The organism is Nisaea sp. (assembly GCF_017640745.1).
Lineage (GTDB): Bacteria > Pseudomonadota > Alphaproteobacteria > Thalassobaculales > Thalassobaculaceae > Nisaea.
This window is the reverse complement of the sequence record NZ_JAEPQA010000005.1, coordinates 99924-119581: the sequence shown is the minus strand read 5'-3', so window position 1 is coordinate 119581 and position 19658 is coordinate 99924. Positions and strand designations below refer to the sequence as shown.

Annotated in this window: 17 protein-coding genes; 10 read left to right on the top strand and 7 right to left on the bottom strand. The window is 62.8% G+C overall.

The annotated features are described in order from the left end of the window. Positions 1-8: 8 nt before the first annotated feature. From JJ959_RS05920 to JJ959_RS05910, 3 genes are read right to left on the bottom strand one after another with little or no spacing between them, the layout of a single operon-like run. Complete coding sequence (locus tag JJ959_RS05920; RefSeq protein ID WP_292880790.1) at positions 9-758, bottom strand: FkbM family methyltransferase; 750 nt, start codon at positions 756-758, stop codon at positions 9-11. Positions 759-815: 57 nt separating this feature from the next. Further along, complete coding sequence (locus JJ959_RS05915) at positions 816-1847, bottom strand: GDP-mannose 4,6-dehydratase (protein WP_292880787.1); 1032 nt, start codon at positions 1845-1847, stop codon at positions 816-818. Beyond that, positions 1844-3208: a class I SAM-dependent methyltransferase gene (locus tag JJ959_RS05910; protein ID WP_292880784.1), complete on the bottom strand. Its 1365-nt coding sequence runs from the start codon at positions 3206-3208 to the stop codon at positions 1844-1846. The genes JJ959_RS05915 and JJ959_RS05910 overlap by 4 nt, the downstream gene beginning before the upstream one ends. Before the next feature lie 324 nt (positions 3209-3532). On the opposite strand from JJ959_RS05910, the gene JJ959_RS05905 reads away from it, so the two are divergent. Continuing rightward, positions 3533-5908, top strand: a complete 2376-nt coding sequence (locus tag JJ959_RS05905; protein ID WP_292880781.1) for a transketolase — start codon at positions 3533-3535, stop codon at positions 5906-5908. A 3-nt stretch (positions 5909-5911) separates the two neighbouring features. Here the strand turns inward: JJ959_RS05905 and JJ959_RS05900 are convergent, their stop codons facing one another. Continuing rightward, positions 5912-7078: an FAD-binding oxidoreductase gene (locus JJ959_RS05900; RefSeq protein WP_292880779.1), complete on the bottom strand. Its 1167-nt coding sequence runs from the start codon at positions 7076-7078 to the stop codon at positions 5912-5914. A gap of 471 nt (positions 7079-7549) precedes the next feature. On the opposite strand from JJ959_RS05900, the gene ald reads away from it, so the two are divergent. Together ald and JJ959_RS05890 are read left to right on the top strand one after the other, a co-directional pair. Next, positions 7550-8668, top strand: a complete 1119-nt coding sequence (gene ald, locus JJ959_RS05895) for an alanine dehydrogenase (RefSeq protein WP_292880776.1) — start codon at positions 7550-7552, stop codon at positions 8666-8668. 226 nt (positions 8669-8894) lie between these two features. Continuing rightward, positions 8895-9251, top strand: coding sequence for a hypothetical protein (locus JJ959_RS05890; protein WP_292880774.1), 357 nt, complete (start codon positions 8895-8897; stop codon positions 9249-9251). Positions 9252-9263: 12 nt separating this feature from the next. Here JJ959_RS05890 and JJ959_RS05885 read toward each other — a convergent pair whose 3' ends face one another. Beyond that, complete coding sequence (locus tag JJ959_RS05885) at positions 9264-10541, bottom strand: FAD-binding oxidoreductase (protein WP_292880772.1); 1278 nt, start codon at positions 10539-10541, stop codon at positions 9264-9266. Between the two features lie 94 nt (positions 10542-10635). Between JJ959_RS05885 and JJ959_RS05880 the strand changes: the two genes are divergently transcribed. The 4 genes from JJ959_RS05880 (at position 10636) to JJ959_RS05865 (ending at position 13718) form a co-directional block, all read left to right on the top strand. Next, positions 10636-11979 (top strand): glutamine synthetase family protein, encoded by a 1344-nt coding sequence (locus JJ959_RS05880; protein ID WP_292880769.1) that lies wholly within the window; start codon positions 10636-10638, stop codon positions 11977-11979. After that, positions 11972-12937: an alpha/beta hydrolase gene (locus tag JJ959_RS05875; protein WP_292880766.1), complete on the top strand. Its 966-nt coding sequence runs from the start codon at positions 11972-11974 to the stop codon at positions 12935-12937. The genes JJ959_RS05880 and JJ959_RS05875 overlap by 8 nt, the downstream gene beginning before the upstream one ends. Before the next feature lie 74 nt (positions 12938-13011). Next, positions 13012-13194, top strand: coding sequence for a hypothetical protein (locus JJ959_RS05870; protein WP_292880763.1), 183 nt, complete (start codon positions 13012-13014; stop codon positions 13192-13194). A gap of 20 nt (positions 13195-13214) precedes the next feature. After that, positions 13215-13718, top strand: a complete 504-nt coding sequence (locus tag JJ959_RS05865; protein ID WP_292880760.1) for a hypothetical protein — start codon at positions 13215-13217, stop codon at positions 13716-13718. Here the strand turns inward: JJ959_RS05865 and JJ959_RS05860 are convergent. Both JJ959_RS05860 and JJ959_RS05855 read right to left on the bottom strand, forming a co-directional pair. Beyond that, entirely contained in the window at positions 13674-14783 is a 1110-nt protein-coding gene (locus JJ959_RS05860; protein ID WP_292880759.1) for an AbrB family transcriptional regulator, read from the bottom strand. The two genes, JJ959_RS05865 and JJ959_RS05860, sit on opposite strands and share 45 nt — an antisense overlap. Before the next feature lie 81 nt (positions 14784-14864). After that, positions 14865-15839, bottom strand: a complete 975-nt coding sequence (locus JJ959_RS05855) for a succinylglutamate desuccinylase/aspartoacylase family protein (RefSeq protein ID WP_292880757.1) — start codon at positions 15837-15839, stop codon at positions 14865-14867. 216 nt (positions 15840-16055) lie between these two features. On the opposite strand from JJ959_RS05855, the gene JJ959_RS05850 reads away from it, so the two are divergent. The 3 genes from JJ959_RS05850 to JJ959_RS05840 all read left to right on the top strand — a co-directional run bounded on the left by JJ959_RS05850 (position 16056) and on the right by JJ959_RS05840 (position 19656). Beyond that, a complete protein-coding gene (locus JJ959_RS05850; protein WP_292880755.1) occupies positions 16056-17666 on the top strand; it encodes an ABC transporter substrate-binding protein in 1611 nt (536 codons plus the stop codon). 80 nt (positions 17667-17746) lie between these two features. Then, complete coding sequence (locus JJ959_RS05845) at positions 17747-18724, top strand: ABC transporter permease (protein WP_292880752.1); 978 nt, start codon at positions 17747-17749, stop codon at positions 18722-18724. Beyond that, on the top strand, positions 18721-19656 hold the full coding sequence (locus JJ959_RS05840) for an ABC transporter permease (RefSeq protein ID WP_292880750.1): 936 nt from the start codon (positions 18721-18723) through the stop codon (positions 19654-19656). Before JJ959_RS05845 ends, JJ959_RS05840 begins: the two co-directional genes overlap by 4 nt. Positions 19657-19658: the final 2 nt, after the last annotated feature.

Sequence of the window (19658 nt, the reverse complement as noted above, 5' to 3'; positions counted from 1 at the left end):
GTCCGCTATCAGGAGCGAAGGAAGATCGCGTTCGGCGTTCCCCCGTTGACGCGCGCATATCCCATGTCACGCATGAAGTCGATGATCTGGGGCTGTTCCTCGCCTTCCAGCTCGACCATCACCGCTGACATTGACGGATGCGCCAATGTATTGTGCGCTCCCTGCAGAACCGCGAGTTCCAGACCGTCCACGTCGATCTTGATATGGGTTGGGACGATCGCGGACTCGGAGACAAACCGGTCCAGCGTCGTCGATACGGCGGCAAGCTCGATGAATTCGTCTCCCGTCGCCTGGTATTGCGGGTTCGGCGCGCCAAACTGGTTCAGGCTCTTTCCGGCGGTGCTGTCCGCAACGAAGAAGCTGCCGAATTCGGATCGGTCTGTCAGCGCGAGGGGAAAGGCACGCACGCGCTGCTGCAGCCCGTTCTCGAGCAGGGTTCTGACCATCGCGTAGTAACTCGCGAAATGAGGCTCGAAGGCGACGATCCGCGCGTTCGTCCAGACGGATGCCAGGAGGCTGAAGATCCCAATATTGGCGCCGACATCGAAAAACACCGCGTCGTCGGGGAAGGATCTTATCCAGTCGTTCGTCTCGGCCTCGCGGGTCTCGTATGACGTCGCGAAATAAAGGCACTTATGGTTCGGGACCGCGATGCGGAGGACCGCGTCGCCAACCCGCATCTTGAAGAACGGCATGCCTCGTTCGTACTGTGCGATCTCCGCGAGGGCGTCGTCGGTGGATTTTATCCTGTCATTCACGGGCAACGCCTCCTCGACGTGCAAACTGCCGCATCCGCTGACCGGTGCCGCGCGGCGCTAGAGTAAGGTCGCTCCGCGTTTCAATCTCTCGAGGTCGCTCCGCGCCATCATGGCCGCGAGACCGCCGACCTCGACCTCCGGAGCCCAGCCGAGCTCGCGCCGGGCCTTGGATGCATCGCCGATCAGCGTCTTCACCTCGGCCGGGCGATACTGGCCCGGGTCGATCCTGAGCACGCATTTTCCCGACTTGCGATCATGCGCGACCTCCTCGGCGCCTTTGCCCTCGAAGACGATCTCCATCCCGAGCGCCTCGGCGGCATGCTGGAAGAAGTCCCGGACACTGATACTGACGCCGGTGGCGAGCACATAATCGGACGCCGTCCCGCGCGTCATCATCATGTGCATGCCGCGGCAATAGTCCTCCGCATATCCCCAGTCACGCCGGGCGTCGATATTCCCGAGCGTGAGCGGCCGGTCGTCGCCGAGGGCGATCCGGGCGAGGTTGGTCGTGATCTTCCGGGTGACGAATTCCGCGCCGCGGAGCGGGGACTCATGATTGAACAGGATGCCGTTGCAGCAGAACATCCCGTGCGCCTCGCGATAGTTCGTCGTCGCCATATGCGCGGCGACCTTGGAGACCGCGTAGGGGCTCTTCGGATAGAAGCGGGAGGTCTCGTTCAGGCTTTCGGCGCTGATGCCGCCGAACATCTCCGAGGTGGAGGCCTGGTAAAGCCGGGCCTCAGGGTTGACGATCCGGATGGATTCAAGCAGCCGGTAGACCGCGACGGCGTTGGCCTCCATCGTGAAGATAGGCTGCCCGAAAGAGGCGCCGACGAAGCTCTGGGCCGCGAGATTGTAGATCTCGTCCGGCTTGCTCTCCTGCAGGGCGGAGAGGATGCTCCCGAATTCCAGCATCTCGATGGTTGCGATCTCGACCCGGTCGGTGATGCCGAGTTCGTCGAGGCGCCAGGTATTGGTGCTTGCCGAGCGACGGCGCGTTCCCACCACCCTGTAGCCTTCGTTCAGAAGATGCCGGGCGAGGTAGGCGCCGTCCTGACCGGTGATGCCGGTGATGAGAGCGGTCTTCATACGCTTCTGCCCGATGCATGTGGAAACAGCGATTTGATTTCGGCCAGCTTTGCCGGCGTTGCCGTCACCGCGAGCGCTATGGCGAGGCCATTGGAGAACCTGTCGGTGACCGGAAGAACAAGATGCGGGATGGTTTCAAGCAGCTTGTTGCATCCGAACGCGCCGGTATCGGCCCCGTCCAGATAGTAGTCGTCGAACACGAGGATGTCCGAACCTTTCAGCTTCGAGAAATCGTGCGAGATCGTCTCGCAGGCATGCCCGCCGTCGATGAAGCAGAAATCGGCGTGCTGGGCTTCCAGGGTGGCGATCGAATTTCCGCGGACGAGGCGATAGCTGAACCCCGGATTGGCGGTTTCGAATGCGGCGAGCGCAGCGTCGACCGCCGCCAGCGTCACAGGGCTCTTGCCGTTCAGCTCTTCGGAGTCGTTTTCCGGAGTCGCGTCGTCGAACAGGTCGTATCCGGTATAGTGGATACGGTCCCTGCGGCGCAGCCCCTGACGCGCCATCTCGATCGCGCGGCGCCCGTTCCAGGTTCCGACCTCGACGATCGTTTCCGGTTTGAAGGCGTCGATCAGACGCAGGATCTGCTCGTAGCGGCGCGGATTGTTCAAGGTCTCGATCGAGCCCTGATCCTCGGCGCCGTCCTCGGTCTTCGGCTGGCCCTTGAAGTGGCTCATATAGGCGGAAAGGCAGCTTTCCGAAAACGGGTCGAGGGTCTCAAGGTCTGCCGAAAGGTCACGTGTCCTGATCTTGCCCTGCGCTTCGAAGACGGTGCGTGTCACATCGAACACCTCGCAGTCGTGCCAGGCGTTCAGCTTGAACAGTTCCCCGGTGAGGTAGATCCGTTCCATGGTTTCGAAGAATGGCTTCGCTTCCGGATGGCGCAGATCGAAACAGAGGAAGCCGGTTTCGCTGTGCATTCCCTTGCGCCCGAGATAGACGGCGAAGACGCCTTGCATGATCCGGGGTATAAAGCTCTCGGGAACGTCCGCTTGGGTGACGACGTCGCCGTCGAGCCAGACCAGATAATCGGTCTCGAGTGTCCCGGCGGCCGCGAACATGGCGAACATTTTGTGCGCGAAGCGGACGGCATCGAAATTGTAGTCGTAGCCAGTCTTCGTATGACCGGCTGCCATGGGCTGCTTGCTGTAGTGGTTCTTGAAGGTGACAAGCCGCGGCGCGGCCTCGTTCAGCGAAATGCTGCGGATACGCTGCGCAGGCTCGAGATCGAAGCCTTCCGAATAGACCACGAGGTCCACCTCGGACGGCCAGTGCTGCAGAAAACTGCTGATCGCAGTGCGCCCATATTGTTCCAGCCCCTTCCTGTTGAAGGTGGTGATCGCTGTAACTTTCGGGGCCATCGAATCCTATCCTTGTTGAACCGGTTTTCTGCGTCGAGGCCGTGCGGAGACTCCTTGGCCACTGCGCAGACCAGCCTGCCGCTTCCTTCTATTTCTGCGGTCCTGCCGCAAGCAAGGGAGAAATGTCCGAGCCATCGGCAGCGTCTTCCCTGATTCGCGAACCTGCCCGCGAAACAAAGTTCCGTCCTTTGCCCGGGCGCGCGCAAACTTGCGGGCGGCGGAGATGACTTTGGTTTGATCGTTGCGAATTCACTGCCCCCTATCGACACATTATTTCGCGGGCAGCATATTCGCCCGATCAACGACCGTCGGAAGGGGGCCGCAATGGGCCTGGTGGAACCGCAGAACAAGATCGAGACCCTGCGCGAGCTGGAGAAGAAAGTCCTCTGGCTGGCGATGTGGATGATCCACAACGCCAATCACATCCGGCCCTCGCGCGACGGCATCAAGGTCGGGGGGCATCAGGCCTCCTGCGCTTCCGTCGCGACCCTCATGACGGCGCTCTATTTTGACGTCCTGAAGCCCCAGGACCGGGTCGCGGTGAAGCCGCATGCGAGCCCGATCTTCCATGCCATCCAGTACATGATGGGGCGGCAGGACCAGTCCGCGCTGGAACGCTTCAGGGCGCTCGGTGGCGCGCAGTCTTATCCATCGCGCACCAAGGACCGGGACGAGGTGGATTTCTCCACCGGTTCCGTCGGCCTCGGGGTGGCCATGACTCTCTTTGCCTCCATGGTGCAGGACTATGTCCGGCTGCATCACCTGATCCAGGATCAGGGCCTGCAGCAGCAGCCGGCGGGGCGGATGATCTCGATCATGGGAGATGCGGAGCTCGACGAGGGCAATATCTACGAGGCCATGCTCGAGGGCTGGAAATACGACGTCCGGAATCTCTGGTGGGTGATCGACTACAACCGCCAGAGCCTCGACGGCGTGGTCTCCGACGGGCTGTTCCAGAAGATCCGGCAGTTCTTCGGAACCGTCGACTGGAACGTCAACATGCTGAAATACGGCAAGAAGCTGCAGCGCGTGTTCGAGCTGCCGGGCGGCGACGTGCTGGAGAACTGGATCGACGAGTGCCCGAACGATCTCTACAGCGCGCTGACCTTCAAGGGACAGGCCGGTGGAACCGGAACATGGCGGGACCACCTGAAGAAGGACCTGCATGGGGTGAAGGGGATCAAGGCGATCCTCGACGATCACGACGACAGGGCGCTGCACGAGCTGATGACAAACCTCGCCGGGCACGACATGGAGTCGGTGCTGGAAAGCTTCCACGGCGTGGAGGACGACAGCCCGCAATGTTTCATCGCCTACACGGTGAAGGGCTTCAACACGCCGCTGGCGGGCCACAAGGATAACCATGCGGGTCTGATGACGCCGGAGCAGATGGAGCTGTTCCGCTCCGGTATGGGTGTGCCCGAGGGTGGTGAGTGGGATCCGTTCGCGCATCTCGCCATGCCGAAGGAAGAGGTCCGCGACTATGTCGCCGGCGTGTCCTTCAATCGCGGCGGCTCGCGCGTGCATCTGGCGGACAAGGTCGAGCTGCCGGACAGTCTCGCCATCAAGCGGCAGGCCAAGACCTCGACCCAGCAGGCTTTCGGCGCGGTGCTTAACGAACTCGCGCGCGGCAATTCGGCGCTCGCCTCGCGTCTCGTCACGACCTCGCCCGACGTCACGGTCTCGACCAACCTCGGACCCTGGGTGAATCAGCGCGGCATCTTCAGTCTCGACATGCGGAACGACGTCTTCCGCGACGAGAAGGTGGCATCGGCGCAGAAATGGCTGCGTCACGGCGGTGGCCAGCATTTCGAGCTCGGCATCGCGGAGAGCAACCTCTTCATCATGCTGGCGGCGCTCGGCCTTTCCGGACCGCTTTTCGGCACCCGCCTGCTGCCGGTCGGCACGCTCTACGATCCCTTTATCCAGCGCGGCCTCGATAGTCTGAACTACGCCTGCTACCAGGGCGCCCGCTTCATGGTGGTGGCGACGCCGTCGGGCATCTCGCTCGCGCCGGAAGGCGGCGCACACCAGTCGGTCTCGACGCCGCTGATCGGCATGGGGCAGCCCGGCCTGACCAGCTTCGAGCCGGCCTATGCGGACGAACTCGCCGAGATCATGCGCTGGAGCTTCGCGCATATGCAGGCCGATGACGGCGGAGCTGTCTATCTCCGGCTTTCGACCCGGCCGCTTCAACAGCCGGAGCGCGAGATCGATGAGGAGCTGCGCGACGATATCGTTTCCGGCGGCTACTGGCTGCGCGCGCCGGCCCATGACGCCCCGGCTGTGATCGTCTTCACCGGTGCGGTGGCGCCGGAAGTGCTGCAGGCCTGCGAGATGCTGGAAGAGGAACTACCGGGCGTCGGCGTCCTCGCGGTCACCAGTGCGGACCGGCTCTACAGCGGCTGGCAATCCCGCATCCGCCGTCCGGAGGCGCCGAAATCGCATCTCGAAAAGCTGATGGGGGATCTCGGGCCGGAGGTCCGCATCGTGACCGTGCAGGACGGCCATCCGGCCAACCTCAGCTGGATCGGCAGTGCTCTCGGCCGCCGGCTGTTCCCGCTCGGCGTGACCACCTTCGGTCAGTCAGGAGACCTGCCGGATCTCTACCAGACCCACGGCATCGACGCCGAGGCGATCATGGATGCAGTGGCGGCGGCCTGCGTGGATACGGCGCGCGGAACGCCGATGGCGGTCTGAGCTTCAGGAAAACACCGCCTTCAGCTTGTAGCGCGGGATTGGGTGGTCCCAGTCGCCGCCTTCCATCAGGCGCGCGGCGGCATAGCCCCAATCGTCCGACCCCTTGGCCCCTTTGCCGTTGCCGCAGATCGCGATCGCGAGATGGTCGCCCGCGACGAAGTCGATATAGGGCAGGCCGGAGGTGCTGTAGGTGGTCACGCAAGTATCTGTGTGGCGTTCCGGACAGTCCTTCAGGACTGGGATCAGCCGCTCTACGACGTCGGTGAACTCGAGCCGGTTGCGTTCCGATCCGGTGGATTTGAACCAGGCGTCGAGCTCCTCGCGCGAGCCGAGCTGGGCATCCGCCTCGGTACCGATTCCGATCTTCACGTAGGAATGTCCGTCCGGATAGCGGATCGGCGGCAGGATGTACGACCCGGCGAACTTGTCGATGATGGTCGGCATGTGCTCGAGCACCTCGGCGGCGGCGTCGGTGACGCGGAACAGCACGACCGTGCGGGCATAGACCCTGGTCGACACCGGTCGCGGCAGCAGCTTGCAGGCGGTGGTGTAGCCGCCGGTTGCGATCAGCACCCGTTCGGCCTCGAGGACGCGGCCGTCATCCAGGGTGACATCGACGCTCGATCCCTTGACGTCGATCGCCGTGACCGTCGAGCGGATCACGTCGGCACCGTTCTTCTCCGCCAGGGCGGTCTGCGCCTTGACCAGAGCGCGCGGACTGATGTGGCCGGCGGTCTCGGTTTCCCGGATTCCAGCGCAATCGTTCGGCAGCGAGAGAAAGGGATAGAGCTCGCGCATCGCCGCCGCGTCTATCGTCGTCGTGTTGCCGCCGTTTTCGCGCGCCAGCGTGACCGCGGGTCTGGTGGTGACGTCTTCCGATCCGACGATGCCGAGGAAGCCGCTCGGAGTGAAGAAATCGATCCCGCTCTCGGCCTCGATTTCCGGATAGCGGGCGATCGAGCGGGTCGCGGTAATCGACCATTCGGCCACCGGATCGTAGATCCGTGTCAGCCGTCCCTCGTCGTAGTGGCTTGCAAAAACGCCGTCATGGGACATCCGGTCCGCCGGCTCGTCCGGGCCGATCACGGCCACGCCGTCCTGCCAGGACGATAGGTGGCGTGCTGCTGCGGAGCCGATCAGGCCGCGGCCGACGATGATATGGCGGTACATGAAAGACGCTCCGGAAAATGAAACCGGCAAAGCCTAGTCCCGATCCGTAAGCGCATCCAGTCCGAGCGCCCGCATCCCGTGAACGGCAGGTGAAAAAATCTCAACGTCCTCGCGACCGTGCCGGCTAGACGACCAGCCCCGGCAGGGCCGCGCTCAGCCAAACGAGAACGTTCAGCACGATGGCGCCTAGAATGACGCAGGAACGCTTCAGATTATACGCTTCGACGGTCATGACCCTCTCCCCATGCCACTTCGCCAACACATCGGAAGACGGCCAGCGGCACGCAGCTGTGAATACCGTAGGCTTTGCTCCCATCGCTGACAAAAGAAATCCTCGTGAGCGATCGTGACCATTCTGTGACCGGATAAGGGCATCTATTCCGTGAATCGGATTGTCTAACTTGACAGTCATCCTTGCGAGGTCGACACAGATGAAGGCTCGCGAGCCCAACACAAACGGGAGGAAAGAACGTGCTGATCGGTGTGCCGAAAGAGATCAAGACGGACGAGAACCGGGTCGGGCTGATCCCGTCGAGCGTGCGCGAGCTCGTGCATCATGGGCACAAGGTTCTTGTCGAGTCCCATGCCGGATACGGCATCGGTCTCGACGATGACCGTTACCTGGCTGCAGGCGCCGAAATCGTCCAGACGGCGGAAGAGATCTTCGCGCGGGCGGACATGATCGTGAAGGTGAAGGAACCGCAGGCGGTGGAATGCCGGATGCTGCGCGAGGGCCAGATCCTCTTCACCTACCTTCATCTCGCACCGGACCTGCCTCAGACGACCGGACTGATCGAAAGCGGGTCCATTGCCATCGCCTACGAGACCGTGACCAACGCGCGCGGCGGCCTGCCCCTGCTGGCGCCGATGAGCGAGGTCGCCGGCCGTATGGCGATCCAGGCAGGCGCCCATTGCCTCGAGAAGGCGCAGGGCGGCAGCGGCACGCTTCTCGGCGGCGTGCCCGGCGTTCCGGCGGGCAATGTCGTCGTGATCGGCGGTGGCGTGGTCGGGACCAACGCGGCGCGCATGGCCATGGGGCTGGAGGCCAAGGTCACCGTCATCGACCGGAGTCTGGAGCGGCTCTATGAGCTCGACCTGCAATTCGGGCCGATGCTGAACACGATCTATTCGACGGTCGACGCCATCGAGGAGCATGTGCTGGAGGCTGATCTCGTGGTCGGCGCGGTGCTGGTGCCGGGAGCGGCGGCGCCCAAGCTGGTCACAAAGGAACATGTCGCGAAGATGCGCCGGGGCGCGGTGCTGGTCGATGTTGCGATCGACCAGGGCGGCTGCTTCGAAACCTCGCGCCCGACCACGCATCGGGAGCCGACCTATCTGGTCGACGACGTGGTGCATTACTGCGTTGCCAACATGCCGGGTGGCGTCGCGCGGACTTCCACCTTCGCCCTGAACAACGCGACCTTGCCCTTCGTGATCGCGCTGGCCGACAAGGGGCACCGTCAGGCGCTCGCGGACGACCGGCATCTTCTGAATGGGCTCAACGTTCATCGCGGCGAGGTGACCTACAAGGCCGTCGCCGAGGCGCATGGGCTCGCGTTCAAGGCTCCTGAAGATGCGCTCGGGCTATAAGCCCGGGCAGCCTCTTGCTCCCGATTTACTATTCGACAGCATGCGGTATTTAGAAAGTATTTAAAATTAAAGATAAATCGTCTTTTAATTATTCGATTTATTAAAGATAAAATTATTGAAAGCTGTCCGGTCTCTGCATAACATTTGGCCGGTTTTCGCGGATTACCACCCGGTACAAAAGTGCCGGTGCGCGGAAGTCGCCTCGTTTCCAGAAAGGAGACTGGACATGACCGACCTTATGAACCCGGACAGCGCGACGGATGAAAGCGCCGCCGATCCGGAGTCTCCCCGCACTATCCAATCGTCATACCTGCGAAGATTCGAAGGGGCGGCCTCGTTGCGTCTCGCGAGCGAGATGGATCTGGCCATCGTGGCGCATGCCCTGTCGCTGGAAGCCGAGGCGCCGGACCTGTTCGAAACCCGTGCGCTCCAGAATGACGGGGAAAGCAGCACGCATCTCGGACCGAAAGCCGCGCTCGTTCTGGCGTCCGCCGTGCGTCGCCGCCTGGCCCAGCAAGCGCTCGGGATCGCAAATCGCAACCCGCGGCGGGTCGGTAAGCTCCTGCGGAAAAAGTCTTCCTAGGCAGCGGTTCTTCTATTTCGACAATCCCACCAGGTCGCGCAGCTTGAACCACGCCATGCCGAGGGCGAGGACCGCTTGACGCGCCGGGCCGCCGGGAAAACGGTAATTGGGTAGGCGGGCAAAGACGTCGAAACGTTCCGCGTCTCCTGAAACGGCCTCGGCGATCAGCTTACCGGCGAGGCCGGTCAGGGCGACCCCGTGGCCCGAAAGACCTTGGGCATAATAGATGTTGTTATCGATCCGGCCGAAATCCGGCATGCGGGTCACCGTGATGGCGAGTTTGCCCGACCAGCAATATTGCATGTCGATGTTCGCGAGTTCCGGGTAAACGCCGGCCATGCGTCGGCGGAGCGCGGCCGCGGCGTTGTTGAGCGGGCGTCCGGAATAGCTTGCAAGACCGCCGAACAACAGGCGTCCGTCCGGCGTCTTGCGGAAATAGTTCAGGGCGGTGTTTGAGTCGGCCACAGCCTCGTTTCCGGGCAGGATGCGGGCCTGTTGATCGGGTGTGAGAGGCGCGGTTGCGGCGACCGCGCTCAGGACGGGTGCGATGCGGTATTCGATCTCGGGGACAAGTCCGCCGAGATAGGCGTTGCCGGCAAGAACGACCATGCGCGCGGTGACGCGCCCGCGCGCGGTTTCGACGATCGGCCGCGCACCGCGCTGCAGGCCGGTGACGCGGCTCGCTTCGAACAGGCGCGCGCCCGCACCTTCCGCGGCCAGGGCAAGACCGCGTAGATAGGCGAGGGGGTTGATGTGGCCGCTACCCTGTTCAAGCAGGGCGGCCGGATAGATCTCCGATCCGGTGGCGGTCGCGGTCTCCGCCGTATCCAGCATGCGGAGATCGGTGAAGCCGTAGGTTCCCGACCAGCTTTCCGCCAGTTCCCTGAGGCCTTCGACCTGGCGCGCGTTGAGCGCGGCATGGAGATAGCCGCGCCGGTAATCCGCGGCGATCGCGTGGCGCTCGATGCGGGCGTTGATATCCGTGATGGCTTCCATCCCCATCTGCCAGATGGTCTTCGCCGCCTCGTCGCCTGCCGCCCGCTCGAAGGTGCTCATATCGCAGCCATAGCCCATGACGATCTGGCCGCCGTTGCGCCCGGATGCGCCGTCGCCGATCCGTCCGGCTTCCAGCAGAACGGTCGCATAACCGCGCTCCGCAAAGTGCAGCGCGGCGGAGATGCCGGTCAGCCCGCCGCCGACGATGCAGATATCCGTCTCTAAATCGTCCGCAAGTGACGGACGCTGCTCGAACTCGGGAGTGGTTGCGTGATAATAGGTTAAGTCGGTCATCGCGGTGGCCCGGAGTGGGGATGCCCTGCCATTACCACGCCCGTCTTTTTCGGGCGAGCCGTATGATCCTGTTGCAACTGCTCCCGGAGCACATATGTCGGTCGATCTGAAGACCTGGATGAGTGAAAGGCGAATTACGGAAGTCGAATGCATGGTCTCGGACCATGCCGGCATTCCGCGCGGCAAGATTCTGCCTGCAAATAAATTTCTTGAGGGAATGGGGGAACGCGGACTGCGCCTGCCGGAGGCGATCTTCGGTCAGGACGTGACCGGGGATTACATCGAGGAAAAGGACCTCGATCCGCGGCGCAGCGACATTATCCTCGTCCCGCAGCCCGACACCATCCGCGTCGTGCCCTGGTACAAGGAACCGACGGCGCAGGTTATCAACGACGCGATTTATGCCGATGGCAGTCCCGTCGATATCGCGCCGCGGAGCGTGCTGAAATCCATCATCAAGCTGTATTCCGACAAGGGATGGCGTCCGGTCGTCGCGCCGGAACTGGAATTTTTCCTCGTCAAGGTGAACCCCGATCCCGACTATCCGCTGGAGCCCCCGGTTGGGCGTTCGGGACGTCCGGAGACGGCGCGTCAGGCCTTCGGGATCGACGCGGTGAACGAGTTCGACCCGCTGTTCGAGGATATCTACGACTATTGCGAGGCGCAGGAGCTCGACGTCGATACCCTGAGCCACGAGGCCGGCGCGGCGCAGATGGAGATCAACTTCAATCACGGCGATCCGCTCGATCTCGCCGATCAGGCCTTTCTCTTCAAACGGACGGTGCGCCAGGCCGCGCTCGACCACAACGTCTATGCGACCTTCATGGCAAAGCCGATGCAGAACGAGCCCGGCAGCGCCATGCACGTGCATCAGAGCGTCTACGATATCGCCTCTGGCAAGAACCTCTTTGCCAACGAGGACGGAAGCCATTCCGATGCCTTCCTGCATTTCATCGGCGGACTGCAGAAATATCTCCCGGCCGCGTTGCCATTGCTCGCCCCCTACGTGAATTCCTACCGCCGTCTGGTGCCGGACAGCGACGCGCCGATCAACATGCACTGGGGCGTGGACAACCGGACGACGGGCCTGCGCGTGCCGGTTTCCGGCCCGGCCCAGCGCCGGGTAGAGAACCGTGTCGCCGGGGCCGACGCGAACCCCTACCTCGCGATGGCGGCATCGCTCGCCTGCGGCTATCTCGGTCTGGTGGAGGAGATCGAGCCGTCGGCGCCGATCGATACCAGCGCCTATGCGCTCGCCGCGAAATTGCCGCGCCATCTCGAGGACGCGCTCATCCGGCTGAACCGGGCGAAGCCGTTGAAGGAGGTGCTCGGCCAGCGCTTCGTCGACGTGTTCACGGCGGTGAAGATCGCGGAGTCGAACGCCTACCAGAAGGTCATCAGCGCCTGGGAACGGGAGTATCTGCTCCTCAATGTCTGAGGCCGTCGATCCGGGGACGCTGCCGACGGTCGAGGGTACCGGGGGTTCTGTCGATTTTCCCGTCATGCCGGACGGCGTGCGGATCCGGATCGCCCGGTTCCCGGCGCGGACGGAAAGTCCGGCCGGGACGGTACTCATGCTCCCGGGCTTCACCGAGTTCATCGAGAAGGCCCTGGAAAGCATCGGGGAGCTGACGGCGCGCGGCTATGGCGTTGTCACGCTGGACTGGCGGGGGCAGGGGCTGTCCGACCGGCTGGCGCCCAACCGGCGGATGGGCCATATCGCCGATATGGGGCACTTCCTGAACGACCTCGAGGAGATGCTCCGTCTTACCCGGTTCAACGAGCTGCCGGGGCCGCACATCCTCTACGGTCATTCCATGGGAGGTCATCTCGCCCTGCGCGCGATGCACGACCATCCAGGCCTCTTCAACCGGGCTGTTCTGTCGGCGCCGATGGCGGGGATCGAAACCGGCGCCTGGCCGAAATATGTTGCCTATGGCCTGGCGCGGACGGCGGTCGGTCTTGGATTCGGGCAATTCTACGTTCCGGGAACAGGACCCTATAGCGACAAGTACCGGGGTTTCGAAGGCAATCCGCTGACCAGCGATCCCGTCCGCTTTGCCCGTATCCACGCGCAGATCGACGCCAACCCGGAGGTCGCGCTCGGCGGGCCGAGTTACGAGTGGTTCTATTCGGCACTGCGCTCTCTCAAGCTGGTCAACCGGCCTTCCTATCTCTCGAAAATAACCATTCCCGTGCTGATCCTCAGCGCGGAACATGAATGGATCGTCTCCAATGCGGCGCAGCGAAAGGTCGCTGCAATGCTGCCGGATTGCCGGCTGGTGACATGTGCAGGCGCCCGCCACGAATTGCTTCTGGAGCGTGATGAGGTCCGCCGGGCGGTCTGGGCTGAGATCGACGGCTTTCTTGCCGAAGGTGATGACCCTTCAGCTTGATTCCTTCCGTAATTGCCGTTTGCGTGCCTAGAATGTCTTCGGGATGAAAGAATCTCCGCCCCGGAGGGCACGCCATGCTGCTGATCGAACGCGTCTTTGCCCGATTCACGATTTGGCTCTGTGATCTCTTCGACCTGACCCAGGTGGATGTCGACCACTACAAGGAGCGCGAGTTCGGGATCGCGCCTGTTCCGCATCATGTGGAAAGCGCACGGGCGGCTGAGCGCGCGCAACTCGTCTACCGGTTCCGGCGCTAGGCCGGGGCTGGGAACGAACGATGGCATTTGCCCCTCACGGTAAACGCGAGATCTGGACGGAAGGCCGCATTCTGATGTCGCGCAATCGGGGGCCGTTCAACGTCGAACTGTTGAAGATGTCGACCGAGCAGACTCGCGCCGAGCGGATCAGGCTCACCGAGTCCGGCCCGTGGGGATCGATCGCGGTGATCAGCGAGAGTGTGCTTTTTACGCCGGAAGCTCTCGAAATGGTTCGCCGCAATATGAGCGATCCGGTCCGCAACGGGAATCTCGTCGCCTCCGCCTTTGTTCTCTCCGACGACACCGTGGGCAAGTCTCTCGCGGAAGCGATCTTCAGACCGGTCTATGGGCTTGCAGGCGCCGAATTTCGGGTATTCGATACCTTGGAGCCGGCCCGTGAATGGGTCGAATCCCTCATCGAGGAAGCGAGCCGGCGCGAGAAGTCCGGCAGTGACGACGCTGGTCCGGAAGCGGTTGCCTCAGAACCAGCGCCGAATGGCCCGGAAAGCGAGCGGCGCCAATAGGACAATGAAGGCGATCCGGAACAGGTGGTGGGTCGCGACGAAGGCGACGTCCTGGCCGATGCCGAGCGCCACCATGCTCATCTCCGCCAGCCCGCCCGGCGCATAGGCCAGCACCAGCACGTACCAGGGAATTCCGGTCAGGTCCTGCAGCAGGAACCCGGCGGCGACGGCGGTCGAGAGCAGGATCATCGACGCGCCGGCCGACGTTCCGATGATCTTTACGACCTCACCGACCTTGGTGCCGGCAAAGCGGCAGCCGACACCGGTGCCGATGATCACCTGAGCGGCGGCGATCAGCATGCTCGGCGGCGCGTTCTCGCTCCAGCCGGTCAGATGCACGATCAGGCTGAGAACCATCGCGCCGAGCAGGGGCGCCGCCGGAAGCTTCAGACGTTTTGCAAGGATGGGGCCGATAATGGCGCAGCCGGCCATCAGGGCCCATTCATGGGCCGGCAGGTCGAAGCCGTTCCCGGGCGGCAGCATGCCGGTCTGCGGGTGATAGCCGCCGAAGATCCGGAACAGGAAGGGGATGATCATCACCACGATGAGGATGCGCGAGGCATGGGTCAGGGCGATGATCCGGTCGTCTCCGCCCATCGCCTTGCCGACGATCACCATCTCGTTCAAGCCGCCTGGTGACGAGGAGAAATAGGCCGTGACCGGGTCGTATTTCGCGACCTTCCTCAGAAACAGCAGGACCAGCACGAGGGCCGCGATGCCGTAGAAGAACAGTCCGGTGACGGAGACCCCCCATTTGCCGAGATGGTCAAGAAGCTCCGGCTTGAACGCGCTTCCGAGCATGACCCCGAGAATGGCGATCATAACAATCCGGACCGGCTGCGGCAGGCCGATATTGAGGCCGGCGATGGAACAGATCGTGGTCGCCACCATCGCCCCCATCATCCAGGGGAGGGGAAGCTTGAGCCAGGCGAAGAGAAAACCGCCGGCCGTCCCTATCGCGATGGCGACGAGCGCTTTGCGCAAGACATGCTGTTTCTCGCCGTCCTCAGCCGTGGCGGCGGGGGAATCGGGTTCGGGTGCGCCGGGCGCCTTGGGATCGTTCAATCTTTGTTTCGTCCCGGCGGATGCCGGGCGCTTTCTCGATAAGCGGGAAATGACGTGACAGCATAGAGCGGGAGTGGCCGGCTATTCAACAAAGCGACCAAGGCGGACCGCCGTCAGTCCGCGGCTGAGCCGGCGCGTCGGCATGATGAGAACGCAGTCGTCATGGGGAGTCCGGATCGGGGTCCCGCCGTCGCGTCCGATCTCCGTGCCGGCCTTGGGGATGATCTCCATGCCCCTGTAATCCCCGTGGAAGCGGAAAGAATCGGTTTTCACGGTGATGACCTGGACGATCTCGACCACTTTCTGACGCGGCGGTGTTCCGGATCCGCAATGCCGGATAACCGTTTCGCCGTCGATCTGGCCCACGGCGTTAAGAAAGCGGTACGTGGTCTCGATCGCGACCGCCGCCGCCGCATTCGACCAGTGCTGCCCGCATTCGACCAGCAGCGCACTCCGCGGATCCGCCGGATCGTCAAAGAAATCGTAGTCACGCAGACGCCGGCCGGCGGCATGCCCGGCATCGAGCACAATGAGCGGCGGTACGCCGACCTTCTCCGCAAGCTGCCGCCCTTTCGCATGCCGTCCGGCAAGCACGAGCGGCCCGGTCGCATGCTGCATGGAATGCAGATCGAGCAGCAATTCCGCCCTCTCGATCAGCGGGCGTATCTCGCGGGCCCTCGCCCGCTCAAGGCTGCGCCGCCCATCCTCGAGCGCGTCCAGGTCCCAGACACGGTTGAAATCCTCGTCGATGAATCTGGAAAGAGCGGGATAGTCCGCCCGGAATTCCGCATATGCGGCAACATTGCAGAAGCCGAGGGTGAGGGTGCCGCATTGAGGCCTGATCTCGTTGCGGAAGAGATGATCCAGCGCGATCGCACCGCAGAGTTCGTTGCCATGTACCAGGGCGGTGATCAGGACGTCGGGTCCGGTCCGTCCGGACGCGAAAGTTGTGAAGTAGGGAACGCCCGTGTTCCCTCTCTCGTATGCCGAGATGTCCGGAGGTTCGAGTTCGACGGGATAATGATCGGAGAGGGATGCCGGGGCTGCGTCTGACATTCGGGGGTCCTTTTGCCGGTGCGCTTCGGACGTGCAGCCGGGCGACAGATCAATCGTAACGCGAAGGCTTTGCCGACGACAAGCAAAGGCGCCCGTTTGCGGGCGCACCAGCCTTGCGAAGCCGGTTCTAATGCGCCATGCTCTGCGCTCTCATAAGTGCCGGAATTTTATACAACCGGCTCAAAATCAATGTGTGACTGAAGACAGGAGGCAGGGATGAAGGCACTGCGCAGGCTTGGTCTTGCGGCCGTGGCGGTATCCGCTATGACCACGAACGTTCTGGCCGCCGATATCGTGATCGGTATCCGGTCGGAACCGTCCTCTATGGACCCTTATTTCCACAATCTGACGCCCAACAACTCGATGATCGGGCATGTGTTCGAGCGTCTTGTGGAATTCGATTCGAACCAGGCGATCTTCGGCGGCGCCGCCGAATCCTGGAAGCCGGTGAACGACACGACCTGGGAATTCAAGCTCCGCGAGGGCATCAAGTTCCATGACGGGTCCGACCTGACGGTCGACGACGTGATCTTCTCCTTCGAGCGCGCCGACAATTACGAAGGCGGCAACTCGAGCTTCCGCACCTACACCAAGGGCAAGAAGCTGGTGAAGGTGGACGATCTGACGCTCCATATCGTCACGGAAGAGCCCTATCCGCTGATGGCGAACGATCTGACCACGGTCATGATCATGTCCTCCGAAGCCAAGGGCACCGACAGCTCCGGCAAGAACAAGGGCATTTCCGCCAAGGACTTCAACGACGGCACGGCGACCATCGGATCCGGCCCGTACAAGTTCGTTGAGTGGAAGAAGGGCGAGGAAATCGTCCTTGAGAAATACGACGGCTATACCGGCAAGGTCGCGCAGCCGTGGGACAAGGTGACCTTCAAGTTCATCAAGTCCGAGCCGGCCCGCGTCGCGGCCCTGCTGGCGGGTGACGTCGATGCGATCGACAACGTCCCGACGGTCGATATCGAACGGCTGAAGAAGGACCCGCGGGTCACTCTCAGCTCCGGTATCTCCAACCGCGTGATCTATCTCCACCTGGATCAGTTCCGCGACGTGTCGCCCTTCGTCACCGACAAGGCCGGCAATCCGCTGACCTCCAATCCGCTGAAGGACGCGCGCGTCCGCAAGGCGCTCTCCATGATGATCAACCGCGAAGCCATCGTGGAGCGGGTCATGGAAGGCGTGGCGATCCCGGCGGGTCAGCTGCTTCCGAAAGGCTTCTTCGGTGTCTCGCCGAACCTGAAGCCCGATCCGTACGATCCGGCTGCGGCGAAGAAGCTGCTGGCGGAAGCCGGCTATCCGGACGGCTTCGCGCTGACCGCGCACGGCCCGAACGACCGCTACATCAACGACGCGAAGATTCTGGAAGCGATCGGTCAGCTGTTCACCTCGAACGGCATCCCGACCAAGGTCGAGACCATGACCAAGAACGTCTTCTTCAAGCGGGCGTCCTCCGGCGCGGACGGTCAGCCGGAATTCAGCCTCGTGCTGGTCGGCTGGGGCTCCGGCACGGGTGAGGCCTCCTCGCCGCTGAAGTCGCTCCTCGCGACGCACGACAAGGAGAAGGGCATGGGGGCGTCCAACCGCGGCCGTCACTCCAACCCGAAGATGGATGCACTGCTGAACCAGGCTCTGGCCACGGTTGACGATGCCAAGCGCGAGAAGCTCCTGGCAGAAGCGACCGACGTCGGCATCGGCGAGGATATGGGCATCATCCCGCTGCACTATCAGGTGAACACTTGGGCCACGAAGAAGGGCATCAAGTACATCCCCCGGACGGACGAGCGCACCACGGCGTTCGATTTCGTCCCGGAATAATACAACAATGACCTGAGACGGGCTGCCGGACCTTTGGATCCGGCAGCCCGTCGGCAACCATGCTGGTGTCGGGATAAGGGATGACTGTCTTCGTCATTCGCCGCTTGCTGCAAGCGGCTCTGGTTATGATCATCATGTCGCTGCTGGTCTTCGGCGGCGTGTTTCTCGTCGGGGATCCGGTCGAGATGCTCGTCGCGGACGATGCGGACCAGGCGGAGCGTCAGGCGATCATCAAGTCCATGGGGCTGGATCTGCCTTTCTACATGCAGTACCTGCGCTTCATCGGAAACGCGCTGCAGGGAGACATGGGCAATTCCTTCGTTTTCCAGGAACCGGCGATGGAGCTGATTCTGGAACGGATGCCCGCAACCTTCGAGCTTGCGATCGCCGCTCTGCTGATCGCAGTGGTCATCGGCATTCCGCTCGGCATCTATGCCGGTCTGAAAGCGGACTCGTGGATGTCCAAGACCATCATGACGGCCTCGATCCTCGGCTTCAGCGTGCCGACATTCTGGGTCGGCATCATGATGATCCTGTTCTTCGCGGTGATCCTTGGCTGGCTGCCGTCGACGGGCCGCGGGGATACCGTGGAGCTGTTCGGAATTCCGGTCAGTTTCCTCACACTTGACGGCCTGCAGCATCTGATCTTGCCGGCGGTCAATCTCGCGCTTTTCAAGCTTTCCATGGTGATCCGTCTTGCGAGGGCAGGGACTCGCGAGGTCGTGCACCAGGACTACATCAAGTTCGCCCGCGCAAAGGGCCTCAGCACCGGCCGCATCATCGGCGTGCATCTGTTCAAGAACATCATGATCCCGGTCGTGACCGTTCTCGGCCTTGAGTTCGGCGGCCTGATAGCGTTCTCGGTCGTGACCGAGACGGTGTTCGCCTGGCCGGGCATGGGCAAGCTGCTGATCGACTCGATCGGCTTCCTCGACCGCCCGGTGATCGTGGCCTACCTGCTGTTCGTGGTCGGGCTCTTCGTGTTCATAAACCTGGTCGTCGACGTTCTCTATTCCGTGCTCGATCCGCGGGTGCGGCTCCAGGAGGTGAAGTCATGACGGCGGTTCACGACGATACGAATGTCGGCGGCGCCGGAGCGGCAAAGCCGATCGCGGAGGGCGAGACGCCATTCCGCCGTTTTCTCAATGATTATGCGGAAAGCAAGGTCGCCGTCGGCGGCGCCGTCGGCGTCGCGATCGTGCTTCTGATCGCGCTGTTCGGTCCGTGGATCTCCCCGACCGATCCGTACGATCTCGCCTCCGTCACCTTCATGGACAACAGGCTGCATCCGGGCGGAACCATGGGCAGTGGCGTGACTGCCATGCTCGGGACAGACGGGCTCGGCCGCGACATGGTCAGCGCCATGATCTACGGCCTCCGGATCAGCCTCGGCGTCGGCATCGGCAGCGGCATCATTGCGTTGCTGATCGGCGTCAGTTTCGGCCTCTGCGCCGCCTATTTCGGCGGCAAGGTCGATACCGTCATCATGCGCGTGGTTGATATCCAGCTGAGCTTTCCGGCGATCCTCATAGCCCTTGTGCTGCTCGCAACGCTGGGCAAGGGGATCGACAAGATCATCGTCGCTCTGGTGCTGGTGCAGTGGGCCTATTATGCGCGGACCGTGCGCGGCTCCGCACTGGTCGAACGGCGAAGGGAATATATCGAAGCGGCGACCTGTCTCGGCCTCTCGAAACCGCGGGTGATCTTCGGCCACATGCTGCCGAACTGCCTGCCGCCGCTGATCGTTGTCGCCACCATGCAGGTGGCGCACGCGATCCTGCTGGAAGCGACCCTGTCCTTCCTCGGGCTCGGACTGCCGGTGACCGAACCGTCGCTCGGCCTGCTGATCGCGAACGGTTTCGAATACATGATGAGCGGAGAGTACTGGATCAGCGTCTATCCCGGCCTGGCCCTGCTGTTCACGATCGTGACGATCAACGTGGTTGGCGACCGTCTGCGCGACGTCCTCAATCCCCGCCTGCAGAAATAGGA

What these genes read in the sequence shown, in the direction of transcription:
- JJ959_RS05845 (WP_292880752.1), top strand. Translation starts at nt 17,747, where the DNA reads ATGACTGTCTTCGTCATTCGCCGCTTGCTGCAAGCGGCTCTGGTTATG.
- JJ959_RS05875 (WP_292880766.1), top strand. Translation starts at nt 11,972, where the DNA reads ATGTCTGAGGCCGTCGATCCGGGGACGCTGCCGACGGTCGAGGGTACC.
- JJ959_RS05840 (WP_292880750.1), top strand. Translation starts at nt 18,721, where the DNA reads ATGACGGCGGTTCACGACGATACGAATGTCGGCGGCGCCGGAGCGGCA.
- JJ959_RS05850 (WP_292880755.1), top strand. Translation starts at nt 16,056, where the DNA reads ATGAAGGCACTGCGCAGGCTTGGTCTTGCGGCCGTGGCGGTATCCGCT.
- JJ959_RS05905 (WP_292880781.1), top strand. Translation starts at nt 3,533, where the DNA reads ATGGGCCTGGTGGAACCGCAGAACAAGATCGAGACCCTGCGCGAGCTG.
- JJ959_RS05910 (WP_292880784.1), bottom strand. Translation starts at nt 3,208, where the DNA reads ATGGCCCCGAAAGTTACAGCGATCACCACCTTCAACAGGAAGGGGCTG.
- JJ959_RS05880 (WP_292880769.1), top strand. Translation starts at nt 10,636, where the DNA reads ATGTCGGTCGATCTGAAGACCTGGATGAGTGAAAGGCGAATTACGGAA.
- JJ959_RS05870 (WP_292880763.1), top strand. Translation starts at nt 13,012, where the DNA reads ATGCTGCTGATCGAACGCGTCTTTGCCCGATTCACGATTTGGCTCTGT.
- JJ959_RS05915 (WP_292880787.1), bottom strand. Translation starts at nt 1,847, where the DNA reads ATGAAGACCGCTCTCATCACCGGCATCACCGGTCAGGACGGCGCCTAC.
- JJ959_RS05885 (WP_292880772.1), bottom strand. Translation starts at nt 10,541, where the DNA reads ATGACCGACTTAACCTATTATCACGCAACCACTCCCGAGTTCGAGCAG.
- JJ959_RS05855 (WP_292880757.1), bottom strand. Translation starts at nt 15,839, where the DNA reads ATGTCAGACGCAGCCCCGGCATCCCTCTCCGATCATTATCCCGTCGAA.
- JJ959_RS05865 (WP_292880760.1), top strand. Translation starts at nt 13,215, where the DNA reads ATGGCATTTGCCCCTCACGGTAAACGCGAGATCTGGACGGAAGGCCGC.
- JJ959_RS05900 (WP_292880779.1), bottom strand. Translation starts at nt 7,078, where the DNA reads ATGTACCGCCATATCATCGTCGGCCGCGGCCTGATCGGCTCCGCAGCA.
- JJ959_RS05890 (WP_292880774.1), top strand. Translation starts at nt 8,895, where the DNA reads ATGACCGACCTTATGAACCCGGACAGCGCGACGGATGAAAGCGCCGCC.